A 16,119-nucleotide genomic window follows, 5' to 3' on the forward strand; every position below is an offset into this window, starting at 1 on the left:
CCCCCGGCGGGGTGGACCACGCCGCCACCATGTTCGCCGACCCGTATCGGCCGGGCGGCGCGCCGCAGCCTCCGGGCCCTCCCGGCCTGCCGGGCGCTCCCGGGGCTCCCGGCGCGGCGCCGCGTCCGTCCGGTCCGCCGGTTCCGCCCGGCGCGCCCCAGCCGCCCGGCGTGCCCGGTGCTCCCGGTGGCGTGCGGGGCGCGGTCCATCACGCGGAGACCGTGCTGTCCGGGCCTCCGGTCAGCGGTCCCGGTGTGCCTCCGCCGCCCCCGCCGCCGCCCCCGGCGCCGGGCGTCCCGCAGCCGGCGGGTGTCCCCGGGATGCCGCAGCCGATGCCGCCCGGCCCGGTGCCGCCGGGTGCGGGCGGGCCGCCGGCGTACGGCTATCCGCCGCAGCCCACCGGGCAGCCGACGGTCGGCCCCGGCTACCAGGCCGTGCTGCGCTACCGCGCGCAGGACGGCTCCGAGCAGCAGCTGATCCGGCGTTCGGCGCCGGGCACACCGCATCCGGAGTGGCAGATCTTCCACGAGCTGCGCGGCATGGGCGTACCGCCGGACCAGGTGCTGGAGCTGCACACCGAGCTGGAGTCGTGCGAGCTGCCGGGCGCGTACTGCGCGCGGATGATCCGCGAGCAGTGGCCCCAGGCGCGGATCGCCTCCATCGCCCCGTACGGCACGGATCACGCGAGCCGGCAGCAGGGCATGCACCAGCTCATCGCGCACCAGGGCGAGTTGCACCAGGTCGCGGACGGGCCCGCCCGTCCGGCACCGGTGCGCGCGCCGCTGCCGCCGGTGCCGGCGGCGCCGCCGATCCCGCCGGAGGGCGTGGCACAGGAGCTGGCGGCGGCGTTCGGGCCGGGGCTGTTCCGGTTCGAACAGGCCGCGGTCTCCCGGCAGGGCGTGCCGCCGATCGTGGCGCACAGCCTGATCGTCGGCGGGCTGCCGATGGACATGGGCCCGTTCTTCTGGGCGCAGGCGCAGCCGGGCCGGCCGGTGCCGACGCTGGCGGAGCTGGCGCAGGAGCGCGGGGTGCAGCCGGCGTCGGACTCGGGGTCGTACCTCGTGATGGGCAGCGACTTTGGCAAGGCGGTCTGTGTGCAGTACGGCACGGCGCACATGGTGGCCGTGCCGGTGGAGGGGGGGCCGGGCGGTGCGCCCGCGGCGCCGCAGTTCGTGAACACCGGGCTGCCCGAGTTCCAGCGCTGCCTGGCGCTGCTGGGCCGGATGTGGCGGCTGCGGTTCGGGCTGAACCAGGAGCAGGCGGGCCGCTGGACCGTCGACTTCCAGGCCCAGCTCGCCGCGCTCGACCCGGCGGCGCTCGCCTCGCCGGAGAGCTGGTGGTCGGTGCTGCTGGAGCAGATGTGGGACGGGCTGCTCTGAGGGCCGTTCGGGCTGTCCGCCCGAGGTGATGTCACCCGTTCGCTGCCGGGGGCGGCGCGCGGGAGGGAAGGGGTCGTCCCCGGTCGTGTGACCGGGGACGACCCCTTTTCCGTGGACCGGTGACGCCGTCCCCGCGCCCCCCGACCCGCTCCCGTGCGCGGAGTGTCGCGTTATGAACGGTTCTGCCCGATACCTCAAGATGTGCGCTAAATCATCATTTTCGTCTCCATCCGGCGGAAAGGGGTTCCACGATGAGCGGCGCATCGGTCTCCCTCTACGACTTCGTGGTCGTACGGGGTGAGCGTGGCTACCGTCCCCGGCAGGTCGACACCTTCGTCGACGCCCTCTCCCGCGACCGCGACGCCGCCTGGGAGCGGGCCGCCCGGCTCACCGTGCTCGCCCGGGAGATGGAGACGGAGGCGGAGCGGCTGCGCGCGGAGGTGGACCGGCTCGCCCCGCAGACGTACGAGGCGCTCGGCGAGCGCGCCCGGCAGGTCTTCGAGCTGGTGCGGGAGGAGGCCGCGGCCGTACGGGACAGGGCGCGGCGCGAGACCAGGCGGCTCATCGAGGAGTCGCAGACCTGGGCGGACGAGGTGCGCGAGGCGGCCCGTGCGCACGCCGAGGCCGTCACCGCCGAGGCCGAGGAGTTCGCCGTCGCCCGGCTGCTCGCGGCCCGGACCGAGGCGGACGGGATCCGGGTCGGGGCGCGGCGCGAGGTGCGGGAGGGGCGCAAGGGGGCGCTCGGCACGCTGCGCGCCTCACGGCAGCGCACGGTGGGGATCCTCAGCGACCAGAGCGCGGAGCAGACCGGGCTGTGGGAGGAGAGCGAGCGGGCGGCCGAGGAGCAGTCGGCCGCGCAGGCCGCCGCCGAGCGGGAGCGGCAGGCGCGGGCCGAGGCGTCGCTGGCGCGCGCCGAGCAGGAGCGCGCGGACGCCGAGGCCCTGGCGCGCCGGCTCCGGGAGGAGTCGACGGCGCACGCCGCGGACCTGCTGGAGCGGGCGCGCGCGAGGACCGCGGACATCGCCCGTGAGACGGAGCGGGTGCTGCGGGAGCACAGCGACACCTGGGACGACGTACGGGCCCACATCGGGCAGATGCGCAACAGCCTCACCGCGCTGACGGGGCAGGCGGCGACGGACTGAGGGCGCGGGCCGCCGGCGTGCGGCCCCGCCCCGCGCGCCCGGAGGAGAAGCCGAGGACGTACGCCGGCGGCTGCCCGGTTCCGGCGAGCTGGACCGGCATCAGCGGCAGCAGCGCGGCCGGCGGGACCGGGCACGCGGCGATGCGCACGCCGCGGCGGGCCATCCGGCGGGCCGGCACGGCGCCGCGATCGGGCGCCGTACGGGCGAGGTGGCGCCGTTCTCCCGCGCGAAGGCCAGGAGGGCGTCCGCGTGGTCCGCGCGCGCGGGCGCTCCAGGATCGGCGTGGGGGGACAGCGTCGGCGAGGCCGCCGGGCCCCGTGGCCGGTCGGCGCCCCCGCCCCGTGGCCGCTGCTCGACGCCCCGCGGACGCCGTGCGAGGCCCCCGCCCCGCTGATGCCGTGCGAGGCCCCCGCCCCGCTGATGCCGTGCGAGGCCCCCGTCCTGTGGCCGCCGTGCGAGGCCGGATCAGGGCGAGCCGTCCTTGAGCGCCGGGCCGTCCGTGAGCGCCGGGCCGTCCGTGAGGACCGGGAAGCGCCTCGGCGCCAGCAGCAACAGCGCCAGGAACGCCAGCGCCGCAGCGGCCGACGCGCCCAGATAGACGGCGTGCACCGCGTCGGCGACGGCCCGGCGGGTCGGCTCCGGGGCGGCGGTGCCCGCGTCCAGCGCGCGGGTCACCGAGTCGAGGTCGCCCGCGCCGCCGAGCCGGGACGCCAGGACGCCGTTGGCCACCGCGCCGAACAGCGCCGCGCCCACCGTCTGCCCGGTCTGCCGGCAGAACAGCACCGACGCCGTCGCCGTGCCCCGCTCCGACCAGCCCACCGTCGACTGCACGCCCACGATCAGCGGCAGTTGGAACAGGCCGAGCGCCGCGCCCAGCAGGAGCATCAGCAGCGCCGGCTGCCAGGCGCGGCCCGGGTACGGCAGGAAGGGGAACGCGAGCAGGATCAGCGCGGCCGTGCCGATGCCCAGCATCGCCGTGTGGCGAAAGCCGATCCTGCGGTAGACGTGCTGGCTCAGCGCCGCCGACACCGGCCAGCTCAACGTCCAGACGGACAGCACGAATCCGGCCGCCACCGGGGCGAGGCCGAGCACCGCCTGGGCGTAGGTCGGCAGGAACACGGCAGGCGCCACCATCAGCAGGCCCAGCGCGCCCAGCGCCAGGTTCACCGCCGCGATCGTCGGCCGCCGCCACACCCAGCCCGGAATGAGCGGCTCCGCCGCCCGGCGCTCCACCAGGACCACCACCGCGACCAGCGCGAGTCCCGTGCCGAACAGGGCGAGCGAGGGCGCGGACAGCCACGGCCAGGCCACCCCGCCCTGCACCAGCGCCGTCAGCAGCACGCCCCCGCACGCGAACACCGCGAGCGCGCCCGCCCAGTCGACACGCGCGCGCGTGCCCGTCACCGGGCGCGGGGGCTCGTGCAGATGACGTACGACGAGCCACAGGGCGACCGCGCCGACCGGCAGATTGACCAGGAAGATCCAGCGCCAGTCCGCGTACGCCGCCAGGACGCCGCCGAGTCCGGGGCCCGCCACCGCCGACACCGCCCACACCGTGGACAGCCGCGCCTGGATCCTCGGGCGCTCCTTCAGCGGGTACAGGTCCGCGGCCAGCGTCTGCACCGTGCCCTGCAGCGCCCCGCCGCCCAGCCCCTGCACGATCCGGAACGCGATCAGCGACCCCATGTCCCAGGCCAGCGCGCACAGCAGCGACCCCAGCAGGAACACCGCCGCGCCCGCCACCAGCACCGGTTTGCGGCCGAAGGTGTCGGAGAGCTTGCCGTAGAGCGGCAGCGTCACCGTCACCGCCAGCAGATAGCCCGAGAACAGCCAGGAGAAGACGGAGAATCCGCCCAGGTCGCCGACGATCTGCGGGACGGCCGTGGCGACGACGGTGGAGTCGAGCGCGGCCAGCGCCATCGCGAGCATCAGGGCCGCGACCACCGCGGCGCGCCCCTCGGTCCCCGTACGCCGCGCGGTGCCGCGCAGCGCGTGCCGTGTACCGCCCACCGAAGCCCCCCCGTCGTTGTGTTCCCCCTGCGTCCGTCCGTGCGTCCGTCCGCGGGTCCGTCCGTGCGTCCGTCCGCGGGTCCGTCCGCGCGTGCGTCCGCGACGGACAGCTTCGCACTTGCCCCTGACGCGGCGGGAGGGTGGAGAGTCGTCGGGCCGAAGGGCGCGGGCGACCCCGAGACGCGCTCCGCCCCGGGGCGGAGAGCCCCTAGGGGTAACGCCGTACCAGGTCTCGGGGAGGGGTGGTACCGGCGGAGGACGAGACGCCGGGGGTGCCTTCCTTAACCTGGCTTTACGCCGCTGGGGGGCGGCTGACCGAACCGCGGGGGGTGGGGTTTTCCCCCGCACAAGAGGGGGCTGCGCACCAGCGCGCCGGACCTCGTCCCGCCGCAAGACTGAGCGTCGTAGAAGTTCCCACCATCGAATCCGCCGGCTGGCTTTTCCCGCCGCTGAACGACATAGGAGACATACCGTGACATCGGCTGTGACAATTCCCAGGCACGGGGGCACTGGAGAGCGTACGGCCGTTGCCGCGCGGGCGCGGCAGGTCGTCAAGGCGTACGGATCGGGGGAGACCCGCGTCGTCGCGCTCGACCACGTCGACGTGGACATCGCCCGCGGCCGGTTCACCGCGATCATGGGCCCCTCGGGGTCCGGCAAGTCCACCCTGATGCACTGCCTCGCCGGGCTCGACACCGTCACCAGCGGCCGGATACACCTCGACGAGACCGAGATCACCGGCCTGAAGGACAAGAAGCTCACCCGGCTGCGCCGCGACCGGATCGGCTTCATCTTCCAGGCGTTCAACCTGCTGCCCACGCTCAACGCCATCGAGAACATCACGCTGCCGATGGACATCGCGGGCCGCAAGCCCGACAAGGCGTGGCTGGGGCGGGTCGTGGACACCGTCGGCCTGTCCGAGCGGCTGAAGCACCGGCCGACCCAGCTCTCCGGCGGTCAGCAGCAGCGCGTCGCCGTCGCCCGTGCCCTGGCCGCCCGGCCGGAGATCATCTTCGGTGACGAGCCGACCGGCAACCTCGACTCCCGCGCCGGCGCCGAGGTGCTCGGCTTCCTGCGCCGCTCCGTCGACGAGCTCGGGCAGACCATCGTGATGGTCACCCACGACCCCGTCGCCGCCTCCTACGCCGACCGCGTGCTGTACCTCGCCGACGGACGCATCGTCGACGAGATGCACAGGCCGACCGCCGAGGCCGTCCTGGACCGCATGAAGGACTTCGACGCCCGGGGGCGTACGTCATGACCGTGCTGAAGACCTCGCTGCGCAACTTCTTCGCGCACAAGGGGCGCATGGCCCTGTCGGCCGTGGCGGTCCTGCTGTCGGTGGCCTTCGTGTGCGGCACCCTCGTGTTCACCGACACCATGAACACCACCTTCGACAAGCTGTTCGCGGTCACCGCCTCGGACGTCACGGTCAGCCCCAAGTCCGCCGGGGCCGACGACGACGGCGCGGGAACCGGCCGCCCGGCCGCGCTGCCCGCCGCCACCGTGGAGAAGGTCGCCGCGGTCGACGGCGTCCGCAAGGCGCAGGGCGCGGTCTCCTCGATGAACGTGACCGTCGTCAACTCCGAGAACAAGAACGTGGGTTCCTCCACCGGAGCCCCCACCATCGCCGGCAACTGGACCGACAGCGACCTGAAGTCCATGGAGATCGGCTCCGGGCGCGCCCCGCGCGGTCCCACCGAGGTCATGGTCGACGCGGACACCGCCGACAAGCACGGCCTCGCCCTCGGCGACGAGCTGCGCACCATCGCGGCCACCGGCGACATCCGCGCGCGGATCGTCGGCATCGTCACCTGGAAGGTCACCAACCCGGGCGCGGCCGTCGTCTTCTTCGACACCGCGACCGCCCAGCGCACCCTGCTCGGCGCCACCGGCCGCTTCACCCAGGTCTCCGTCACCGCGGCGGACGGTGTGAGCGACGCGCGCCTCAAGAAGGACGTCGCCCAGGCCCTGGGCGGCGCGTACAAGGTCCAGACGGCCAAGGAGAACGCGGACGAGAACCGCCAGGACGTCGGCGCCTTCATGGACGTCATCAAGTACGCCATGCTCGGTTTCGCCGGGATCGCGTTCCTCGTCGGCATCTTCCTGATCATCAACACCTTCTCGATGCTGGTCGCCCAGCGCACCCGGGAGATCGGCCTGATGCGGGCCATCGGCTCCTCGCGCCGGCAGGTCAACCGGTCGGTGCTGGCGGAGGCGCTGCTGCTCGGCATCATCGGATCGGTGCTCGGAGTGGGCGCCGGTGTCGGCATAGCCGTCGGCCTGATGAAGCTCATGTCGCTGGCCGGCATGAACCTCTCCACCGGCGACCTCACCGTGAAGGCCACGACCCCCGTCGTGGGCATGGTCCTCGGCGTCGTGGTGACCGTCCTGGCCGCCTACCTGCCCGCCCGGCGGGCCGGCAAGGTCTCCCCGATGGCCGCCCTGCGCGACGCCGGCACCCCTGCCGACGGCCGGGCCGGCTGGGTGCGCGCCCTGATCGGGCTGGTCCTGACCGGCGCGGGCGGCGCCGCCCTCTTCGCGGCGGCCGGCGCCGACAAGGCGAGCGACGGCGCGCTGATGCTGGGCGCCGGAGTGGTGCTGTCCCTGATCGGGTTCGTGGTGATCGGCCCGCTGCTCGCGGGCGGCGTGGTCCGGGTGATCAGCGCGGTCCTGCTGCGGGCCTTCGGCCCCGTCGGCCGCATGGCCGAGCGCAACGCCCTGCGCAACCCGCGCCGTACCGGCGCCACGGGCGCGGCCCTGATGATCGGCCTCGCACTGGTGGCGTGCCTGTCGGTGGTCGGCTCCTCGATGGTCGCCTCGGCCACCAGCGAGCTCGACAAGTCGGTGGGCGCGGACTACATCGTCATGGCGCAGCAGCAGCGGATCGTGCCACAGGCCGAGAAGGCGATCGAGCGCACACCGGGCCTCGCCCACGTCACCCGCTACAAGGTCGTCGACGCCACCCTGACCTCGCCCGACGGCAGGACCGACGACACCGGGGTGACGGCGGCCGACCCGACCTACGCCGAGGACCTGCGCCGTACGACGACGCAGGGCACCCTGTCCGCCGCCTACGGCAAGGACGCCATGTCGGTCGGCTCCGACTATGCCGAGAAGTACGGCGTGAAGGTCGGCGACACCCTCTCCGTGGCCTTCAAGGGCGGCGGGACGGCGAAGCTGAAGGTCGCCGCGATCACCGACGACGAGACCTCCATCGACCAGGGCGCCCGCTACCTCAGCATCGAGACCCTGCGCAGGTACGTACCGGCCGACCGCATCCCGCAGAACATGATCATGTTCGCCAAGGCGGAGGACGGCCAGGAGGCGGCGGCCTACACGGCGCTGAAGAAGGCGCTCGCCGACTACCCGCAGTACCAGGTCCGCGACCAGACCGACTACAAGGAAGAGCTGAAGAACCAGGTCGGCCAGCTTCTCAACATGGTCTACGGCCTCCTGGCGCTGGCGATCATCGTCGCGGTCCTGGGCGTGGTGAACACCCTGGCCCTCTCGGTGGTGGAGCGCACCCGTGAGATCGGCCTGATGCGGGCGATCGGCCTCTCCCGCCGCCAGCTGCGCCGCATGATCCGCATGGAGTCCGTGGTGATCGCCCTCTTCGGCGCCCTGCTGGGCCTCGGGCTGGGCATGGGCTGGGGCGCGACGGCCCAGAAGCTGCTCGCCCTGGAGGGCCTGAACGTCCTCGACATCCCCTGGCCGACGATCATCGGCGTCTTCATCGGCTCGGCCTTCGTCGGCCTGTTCGCCGCCCTCGTACCGGCGTTCCGGGCGGGCCGGATGAACGTCCTGAACGCGATCGCGACCGAATAGCCACCGCACACGGGGGTTGTGGGGGACCGGCCCGGCCGGGCGGAGCGCAGTGCGGCTCCGCCCGGCCGGGCTCAAGGGTGCCCTTCGGGTGACCGGGGCTCGAAGGGGTGCTCCTTCGAGTGACGCGGAGGGGGCGGGCGGCGGTGGAGGGGGACACCGGCCCGGGGAAGCGGGCGCACGGGGAGCGCCCGGCAGAGGTTGTCCACAGCCCAGGCGGGAGCGCACCGCGGAGGTTGTCCACAGCCACCGGCGCCGGTCCGCGCGGCGACGTACGCTGGAAGACCCCCGGCCCGTTCCTCGTGTCGGGCCCTTCGTGTTGCCCACCCCCTCGGACGGAAAGCGCCCTCCATGAGTCTGCACGGTCTGCTCGACGCCGTAGTGAAGGACACCGCTCTCGCGGAAGCGATCACGGCGGCCGCGGACGGCAACCGCATGCACATCGACCTGGTCGGCCCCCCGGCGGCCCGCCCCCTGGCGATCGCCGCCCTCGCCCGCGAGAGCGAGCGCCCCGTCCTCGCCGTCACGGCGACGGGCCGCGAGGCCGAGGACCTGGCCGCGGCCCTGCGCTCCCTGCTCCCCGCCGAGGGGGTCGTGGAGTACCCGTCCTGGGAGACGCTCCCGCACGAGCGCCTCAGCCCGCGCAGCGACACCGTGGGCCGCCGGCTCGCCGTGCTGCGCCGGCTCGCCCACCCCCGCTCCGACGACCCCGGCACCGGCCCGGTCTCCGTGGTCGTCGCCCCCGTGCGCTCCGTGCTCCAGCCCCAGGTCCAGGGACTGGGCGACCTGGAACCGGTCGCCCTGCGCACCGGCGGCACCGCCGACCTGAACGCGGTGGTGGAGGCCCTCGCGGCCGCCGCGTACGCACGCGTGGAGCTCGTCGAGAAGCGCGGCGAGTTCGCCGTGCGCGGCGGCATCCTCGACGTCTTCCCGCCCACCGAGGAACACCCGCTGCGCGTGGAGTTCTGGGGCGACGACATCGAGGAGATCCGCTACTTCAAGGTCGCCGACCAGCGCTCCCTCGAAGTCGCCGCACACGGCCTGTGGGCCCCGCCCTGCCGCGAGCTGCTGCTCACCGACGACGTGCGCGCCCGCGCGCGTGCCCTCGCCGAGAAGCACCCCGAACTCGGCGAGCTGCTCGGCAAGATCGCCGAGGGCATCGCCGTGGAGGGCATGGAGTCGCTGGCACCGGTCCTCGTCGACGACATGGAACTGCTGCTCGACGTCCTGCCGAAGGGCGCCATGGCCGTCGTCTGCGACCCCGAGCGGGTGCGCACCCGGGCCGCCGACCTCGTGGCCACCTCGCAGGAGTTCCTCCAGGCGTCCTGGGCCGCCACCGCCGGCGGCGGCGAGGCTCCCATCGACGTCGGCGCGGCCTCCCTGCGGTCCCTGGCAGGCGTCCGCGACCGCGCCCGCGAGCTGGACATGATGTGGTGGTCGGTGTCGCCGTTCGCGGCCGACGACGAACTCGACGCGGACACCCTGAAGCTCGCCATGCACGCTCCCGAGTCCTACCGCGGCGACACCGCCAAGGCCCTCGCCGACACCAAGGGCTGGCTCGCCGACGGCTGGCGCACGGTCTTCGTGACCGAGGGCCACGGCCCGGCGGCCCGCACGGTCGAGGTGCTCGGCGGGGAGGGCGTGCCGGCCCGCCTGGAGGCCGAGCTGGGGGAGATCTCCCCGTCCGTCGTCCACGTCGCCTGCGGCTCGATCGACTTCGGGTTCGTGGACCCGGTGCTCGGACTGGCCGTCCTGACCGAGACCGACCTCTCGGGCCAGAAGGCCGCAGGCAAGGACGGCGCCCGGATGCCGGCCCGCCGCCGCAAGACCATCGACCCGCTCACCCTGGAGGCGGGCGACTACATCGTCCACGAGCAGCACGGCGTCGGCCGCTACATCGAGATGGTGCAGCGCACCGTCCAGGGCGCCACCCGCGAGTACCTGGTCGTGGAGTACGCCCCCGCCAAGCGCGGCCAGCCCGGCGACCGGCTGTACATCCCGACCGACCAGCTGGAGCAGATCACCAAGTACGTCGGCGGCGAGGCGCCCACGCTGCACCGGCTGGGCGGCGCCGACTGGACGAAGACGAAGGCCCGCGCGAAGAAGGCCGTCAAGGAGATCGCCGCCGACCTGATCAAGCTCTACAGCGCGCGCATGGCGGCCCCCGGGCACGCCTTCGGCCCGGACACCCCCTGGCAGCGCGAGCTGGAGGACGCCTTCCCCTACGCCGAGACCCCCGACCAGCTCACGACCATCGCCGAGGTCAAGGAGGACATGGAGAAGTCGGTCCCGATGGACCGGCTGATCTGCGGCGACGTCGGCTACGGCAAGACGGAGATCGCCGTGCGGGCCGCGTTCAAGGCGGTCCAGGACGGCAAGCAGGTCGCCGTCCTCGTCCCCACGACCCTTCTGGTGCAGCAGCACTTCGGGACGTTCTCCGAGCGCTACTCGCAGTTCCCGGTCGCCGTGCGGGCCCTGTCGCGCTTCCAGACCGACACCGAGGCCAAGGCGGTCCTGGAGGGTCTGCGCGAGGGCGCGGTCGACATCGTGATCGGCACGCACCGGCTGTTCTCCTCGGAGACCAAGTTCAAGGACCTCGGCCTGGTCATCGTCGACGAGGAGCAGCGCTTCGGCGTCGAGCACAAGGAGCAGCTGAAGAAGCTGCGCGCCAACGTCGACGTGCTGACGATGTCCGCGACCCCCATCCCCCGCACCCTGGAGATGGCGGTCACCGGCATCCGCGAGATGTCCACGATCACCACGCCGCCGGAGGAGCGCCACCCGGTGCTGACCTTCGTCGGCCCCTACGAGCAGAAGCAGATCGGCGCCGCCATCCGCCGCGAACTGCTGCGCGAGGGCCAGGTCTTCTACATCCACAACCGCGTCGAGTCGATCGACCGCGCGGCGGCCCGGCTGCGCGAGATCGTCCCCGAGGCGCGCATCGCGACGGCCCACGGCCAGATGTCGGAGCAGGCGCTGGAGCAGGTGGTCGTCGACTTCTGGGAGAACAAGTTCGACGTGCTCGTCTCGACGACGATCGTCGAGTCCGGCATCGACATCTCCAACGCCAACACCCTGATCGTCGAGCGCGGCGACAACTTCGGCCTCTCCCAGCTGCACCAGCTGCGCGGCCGGGTGGGCCGGGGCCGCGAGCGCGGCTACGCGTACTTCCTCTACCCGCCGGAGAAGCCGCTGACGGAGACCGCCCACGAGCGGCTGGCCACCATCGCCCAGCACACCGAGATGGGCGCGGGCATGTACGTGGCGATGAAGGACCTGGAGATCCGCGGCGCGGGCAACCTCCTGGGCGGCGAGCAGTCCGGCCACATCGCCGGCGTCGGCTTCGACCTGTACGTGCGCATGGTCGGCGAGGCCGTCGCGGACTACCGCGCCTCGCTGGAGGGCGGCGTGGAGGAGGAGCCGCCGCTGGAGGTCAAGGTCGAGCTCCCGGTCGACGCGCACGTCCCGCACGACTACGCCCCCGGGGAGCGGCTGCGCCTGGCGGCCTACCGCGCCATCGCCTCGGCCACCACGGAGGAGGACGTCAGGGCCGTCCGCGAGGAGCTGTCCGACCGCTACGGCAAGGTGCCCGAGCCCGTGGAGAACCTGCTGCTGGTGGCGGGGCTGCGCATGCTGGCCCGCGCGTGCGGCGTCGGCGAGATCGTCCTCCAGGGCAACAACATCCGCTTCGCCCCGGTGGAGTTGCGCGAGTCCCAGGAACTGCGCCTCAAGCGGCTGTACCCCGGCAGCGTCATCAAACCGGCCGTCCACCAGGTCCTGGTCCCGCGCCCGAAGACCGCGAAGGTCGGCGGCAAGCCGCTGGTCGGACGCGAACTGCTGGGCTGGGTGGGCGAGTTCCTGGCATCCGTCCTGGGCTCGTGACGGCGCAGCGGGATCGGAGAGGCGCCCCGGGCGGGGAGGTGCGTGCCCCCGCACGGCCGTCCGGCCATCCGGGCGCGCGGCCTGCGGAGAACCGGCCCCGCCCCCGGGCAGCCGGAAGCCGTCCGCGGGAGGTGGGTCTCCGCGGACGGCTCTTTCCAGGGTGGTCCGTGAAAGCCCGGCCGTGCCGGACGGCGGGGCGGCTCGCGCCCGCCGGTGCGGTCACGGGCGCCCGGCCCGGCGGCCAGGGTCCTCCGTGGGGTTCCGGCCCTACGGCTGGTCGGGCTTGTCGCGGTCCATGCCCATGCCGCGCTCCATCCGCTGCTGCGCGTCGTCGACCTGGCCCTCGTACTTGTTGCCCGTCTTGTCGTTGACCTTCTTCTCCGCCGCGTCGGACATGTCCCTGGCCTTGTCCTGCGCCTGGCGGTTCTTGAACTTGTCGAAGATGCCCATCCAGAGCTCCTTCCGGAGGTGACTCACCCCGACGATACGCCCGACTTGCGAGGTATGCGCACTGGCGTCCGAGTCGGAGTGATCCGAACAGATCCGAACCAGCCAGAATCAGCCAGAACCGTTCCAGTCTGTTCTGGTCCGTTCCAGTCCGTTCCTCCGCCCCGCTCCAGTCCGCTCCGCACCGTCCAGTCCGCTCCGCACCGTTCCAGTCCGCACCGCCCCGTACCTCTCGGATGCCTCCGTGCGCCCGGTCGCTACCGTGTGCACGCCCCGGGGGCGGGGAAGAAGACCCCCGGGTGCGGGGTGGACCGCGCGACAGGGGAGGGGCGTACGTGAGGCGTCTGAGGGGCGGGACGGCGGGCGCCGCGGCCGTGCTCGGCACGGTGCTGCTGCTCGCGGGCTGCGAGAACGTCGATCTGTCCGGGGGAGGGCCCTCCGGTTCGGCCGTCCCGGCCGCGGAGCCCGGCCGGGCCGTGAGCCCCCTGGACAACCCCGACGGCACCGCTCCCGGCCTCGCGCCCGTCACCACCGACGCCGACCGCGCCGAGGCACGCGCCCTGATCGAGAAGGTGACCACGAAGGGCCGCGGCCCCAGGACCGGCTACGACCGCGACGAGTTCGGCTACGCCTGGACGGACTCGGCCCCCGGCGGCGTCCCCTTCTCCCGCAACGGCTGCGACACCCGCAACGACTTGCTGAAACGCGATGGCCAGAAGGTCACCTTCCGGTCCGGCTCCGACTGCGTGGTCGTGTCGATGACCCTGTACGACCCGTACACCGGCAAGGACATCGCCTGGAAGAAGGCGAAGGCCACCGAGGTCCAGATAGATCACGTGGTGCCGCTGTCGTACGCCTGGCAGATGGGGGCTTCCCGCTGGAGCAAGGGCAAGCGGGAGCAACTGGCCAACGACGCGCTGAACCTGCTGCCGGTCTCTGGCTCCGACAACTCGGCCAAGCGGGATTCGGGCCCGGCGTCCTGGCTGCCGCCGAACAAGGCGATCCGCTGCTCGTACGCGGTGCGGTTCGCGCAGGTGGCGGAGAAGTACGGACTCTCGGTGACGGCCCCGGACAAGGAAAAGATGCTCCAGCAGTGCGGGGGCTGAGACGGCTGCGGTGACCTGCGTAAAATGCCGTCGCTATCGCGCTGTGGGACGCATACGCTTCGTTGCCGTGGCTGACCGCATACAGAAGATCGTGACGAAGCTGCCGGGCCTGAAGAGCGTCACCGACGTGTGGAAGACGGCTGACCGCAGTCTCGAGCGGGGGGACGCTGCCTTCGTCACGGATCTCGCCATCGCCCTCGCCGGGGCTGACGTGTCCGACGCTGGGCGCACATGGCAGTACAGGAGTGTTTTCGACTACCTGCTCCGGCTCATGGCCACCACGCCCGGTCCCGGCAACGTTGCCCAAACACTGCGGTTGGTCTCTTCGGCGGAGGTCTACGGCCGGAAGCTGGACCGCTATACCGCCTCCCTGCTGGCCTCCAGCCAACCGGCCGAGGAACTCGCAGTGGCGTTCACCGGACACGCCACCGAGGAACTGCGCGCGTGTCTGGTCCATGAACTGGTGCTCAGAGGCGTCGACGTCACGGGGACACCGGGGATCGCCGGGTGGGCGACGTCGCCGCACTGGAGTCATCATCCTCTGCGACGGCTGCCGTTGGCGCTGGCGGAGGTGGAAGGCCAGCCTGATCTGCCGAGCTGCAACGCGCGGGGAGGCAGCCACTCGATGCCCTACGGCCCGCTGGCGAACCGAGAGGTGCGGGGCGATGGGCGGGCGCAGGTGCCGTCAGCCGAGGAGACGACGACCGAAGCCGTTACCAAGGGCATCGGTGCTGCTGTGACGAACTGGGCCGACGAGTCGAATGGCCGCATCGAAGCACGAACCTTCGATCTGGCCGCTTCTCTCGCAGTTGAGTCGGTACCGAGCACGCTGATGGCACTCGGGCTGAAGTGTCTGGAGGGGGCGGGGACGAAGAAGACCTCTTTGTCGGTCGCGGCCTGCCCGCCGGAGCACGCATGGCGAGTTCTCTTCGCCGCCGCGTCCACAGGCGGCGCCTACAACTCCGGTGCTCGTGGTGCCTACGGTCGTCTGGCCGCGTGGCAGTCCATGGCCGGCCTCTCCGGTACTGCGTACGACAGTCCTGCAGAGGAGGTCGAGGCACGTGCACGGGCGTGCGCTTGGTATGCCTTCAGCGCGAACACCAAGTGGTTCGAGCGTGTGGCCTGGGACATCGGCCTGGTCGCGGTCTCGCCGGACAGTCGGCAGCTGGCAATGTTGGCCGCGACGGACACCGACTGACCACGGTCCTGAACGCGTCGTGCGCCCTGAGACGTCAGGTGGAAGCCGGCTCCTCGGATCGCCTGAGTTGTTCGATCACGCCTTCCCGGCCTCCGCCGAGCTGGGCTTGAAGCCGCCGGGTGTCTGCCTCCAGCTCCGCGTTCCTGAGTACCAGGACCTGGATCTGGTTCGCGTACGCCGCCACGGTGGCACTGTAGTTCCCGAATCTCGGTCGCCTTGTCCCGACGGACTTCCCGCTCCGACTGTTTCAGACGCGCGACTTCCTGCCTGAGCTCGTCGGTCTCCGGGCGTCTGGCCTCGGGAGAGCTGAGAGTCTCTTTGATCACCGTCACGACGGGAGAGCGGTAGTACGAAGCCCGCGAGACGCCCCCCTCGGCGCAGATGTTCACCGCCGAGGTCCGGCCGTCGGTGATCTCGGGGCGGCCGGACACGAGCTGCTCGAAGGCACGCATGATCTCGTGGTCGACTTCGGTCAGGCCGGGGTTCTCGCGGGCCAGACGGAAGAAGGCGGTGCGGACGGCCTGGAGGGTCTCGCCGGTGGGGTCGGTCATCGTCGGGAGTCCTCGTGGTCGATTTCGGCGAGCGATCAGGTGGGTGAGTGTGGCCAGGTGCTCGGTGATGGCGAGCTGCTGGAGTCGTGGCAGGCCGGTCGCCTCGCCGAGTTCGGACTCAGCCAAGTCGTGCGCTCGCTCCAGGCGAGGCAGATGGACGGCGGAACGACGCGAGTTGGGGCAGCGCAGGCACATGTCGAGCATGGGAACGGGGCGTCCCACAGGTTTGGCGCGCTTGCGGCAGACGGCCGTCTCCGCCTGGTAGAAGCAGTCGTTGAGTACGCCTGGGTGCAGAAGCGCCGTGGACGCTTTCGCGTCTTCTCCGGCTTCGTCCTTCCCGTCCGGGGAGTGCCCGTTCGGGGACGCCGTCGTCAGATCTTGTACGAGGTGTCGTCGGCGGTCAGCGGGCCGTGGTGTGCGATGCACCAGAGGACGTTCTCCAGCCGGCCCCACCCGTGTTGGCGCTGGTCGCGGCCAGTGACTGCCAGCTTCTCGCCCTCCAGGATTCGGTCGCGGATGCGAGCGACGCCGTCCAGGGCAGCGGCCTCCAACGCGTCGAGCATCTGCGGTCGCGCAGGG

11 protein-coding genes are annotated in these 16,119 nt (G+C 72.6%); 7 read left to right on the forward strand and 4 right to left on the reverse strand.

What is annotated here, in order from left to right; genetic code table 11:
- Both SZN_RS28690 and SZN_RS28695 read left to right on the forward strand, forming a co-directional pair.
- The coding region (locus tag SZN_RS28690) for an SUKH-4 family immunity protein (protein WP_208865868.1) at positions 1–1,379 on the forward strand (1,379 nt) is incomplete at its 5' end.
- 251 nt (positions 1,380–1,630) lie between these two features.
- Positions 1,631–2,521 carry a hypothetical protein gene (locus tag SZN_RS28695; protein WP_007501911.1) on the forward strand — a complete coding sequence of 297 codons (891 nt, stop codon included), beginning with the start codon at positions 1,631–1,633 and terminating at the stop codon, positions 2,519–2,521.
- A gap of 465 nt (positions 2,522–2,986) precedes the next feature.
- Here SZN_RS28695 and SZN_RS28705 read toward each other — a convergent pair whose 3' ends face one another.
- Positions 2,987–4,531, reverse strand: a complete 1,545-nt coding sequence (locus SZN_RS28705) for an MFS transporter (RefSeq protein WP_007501914.1) — start codon at positions 4,529–4,531, stop codon at positions 2,987–2,989.
- Between the two features lie 472 nt (positions 4,532–5,003).
- Between SZN_RS28705 and SZN_RS28710 the strand changes: the two genes are divergently transcribed.
- The 3 genes from SZN_RS28710 (at position 5,004) to mfd (ending at position 12,238) form a co-directional block, all read left to right on the forward strand.
- On the forward strand, positions 5,004–5,792 hold the full coding sequence (locus tag SZN_RS28710) for an ABC transporter ATP-binding protein (protein ID WP_043733679.1): 789 nt from the start codon (positions 5,004–5,006) through the stop codon (positions 5,790–5,792).
- Positions 5,789–8,359: an ABC transporter permease gene (locus SZN_RS28715; RefSeq protein WP_007501918.1), complete on the forward strand. Its 2,571-nt coding sequence runs from the start codon at positions 5,789–5,791 to the stop codon at positions 8,357–8,359. Before SZN_RS28710 ends, SZN_RS28715 begins: the two co-directional genes overlap by 4 nt.
- A 348-nt stretch (positions 8,360–8,707) precedes the next feature.
- On the forward strand, positions 8,708–12,238 hold the full coding sequence (gene mfd, locus SZN_RS28720; protein WP_007501921.1) for a transcription-repair coupling factor: 3,531 nt from the start codon (positions 8,708–8,710) through the stop codon (positions 12,236–12,238).
- A 267-nt stretch (positions 12,239–12,505) separates the two neighbouring features.
- Here the strand turns inward: mfd and SZN_RS28725 are convergent, their stop codons facing one another.
- Positions 12,506–12,688: an Rv0909 family putative TA system antitoxin gene (locus SZN_RS28725; RefSeq protein WP_007501923.1), complete on the reverse strand. Its 183-nt coding sequence runs from the start codon at positions 12,686–12,688 to the stop codon at positions 12,506–12,508.
- Positions 12,689–13,020: 332 nt separating this feature from the next.
- On the opposite strand from SZN_RS28725, the gene SZN_RS28730 reads away from it, so the two are divergent.
- Together SZN_RS28730 and SZN_RS28735 are read left to right on the forward strand one after the other, a co-directional pair.
- Positions 13,021–13,791, forward strand: a complete 771-nt coding sequence (locus SZN_RS28730; protein ID WP_007501925.1) for an HNH endonuclease family protein — start codon at positions 13,021–13,023, stop codon at positions 13,789–13,791.
- 67 nt (positions 13,792–13,858) lie between these two features.
- Positions 13,859–14,989 (forward strand): DUF6183 family protein, encoded by a 1,131-nt coding sequence (locus SZN_RS28735; protein ID WP_007501927.1) that lies wholly within the window; start codon positions 13,859–13,861, stop codon positions 14,987–14,989.
- 34 nt (positions 14,990–15,023) lie between these two features.
- On the opposite strand, the gene SZN_RS41615 is transcribed toward SZN_RS28735, so the two are convergent.
- Complete coding sequence (locus SZN_RS41615; RefSeq protein ID WP_007501930.1) at positions 15,024–15,173, reverse strand: hypothetical protein; 150 nt, start codon at positions 15,171–15,173, stop codon at positions 15,024–15,026.
- Between the two features lie 738 nt (positions 15,174–15,911).
- On the reverse strand, positions 15,912–16,119 hold a 208-nt coding region (locus SZN_RS28740; RefSeq protein ID WP_208865869.1), incomplete at its 5' end, for a hypothetical protein.

Origin of the sequence: Streptomyces zinciresistens K42 (assembly GCF_000225525.1) — a bacterium.
GTDB classification, from domain to species: domain Bacteria; phylum Actinomycetota; class Actinomycetes; order Streptomycetales; family Streptomycetaceae; genus Streptomyces; species Streptomyces zinciresistens.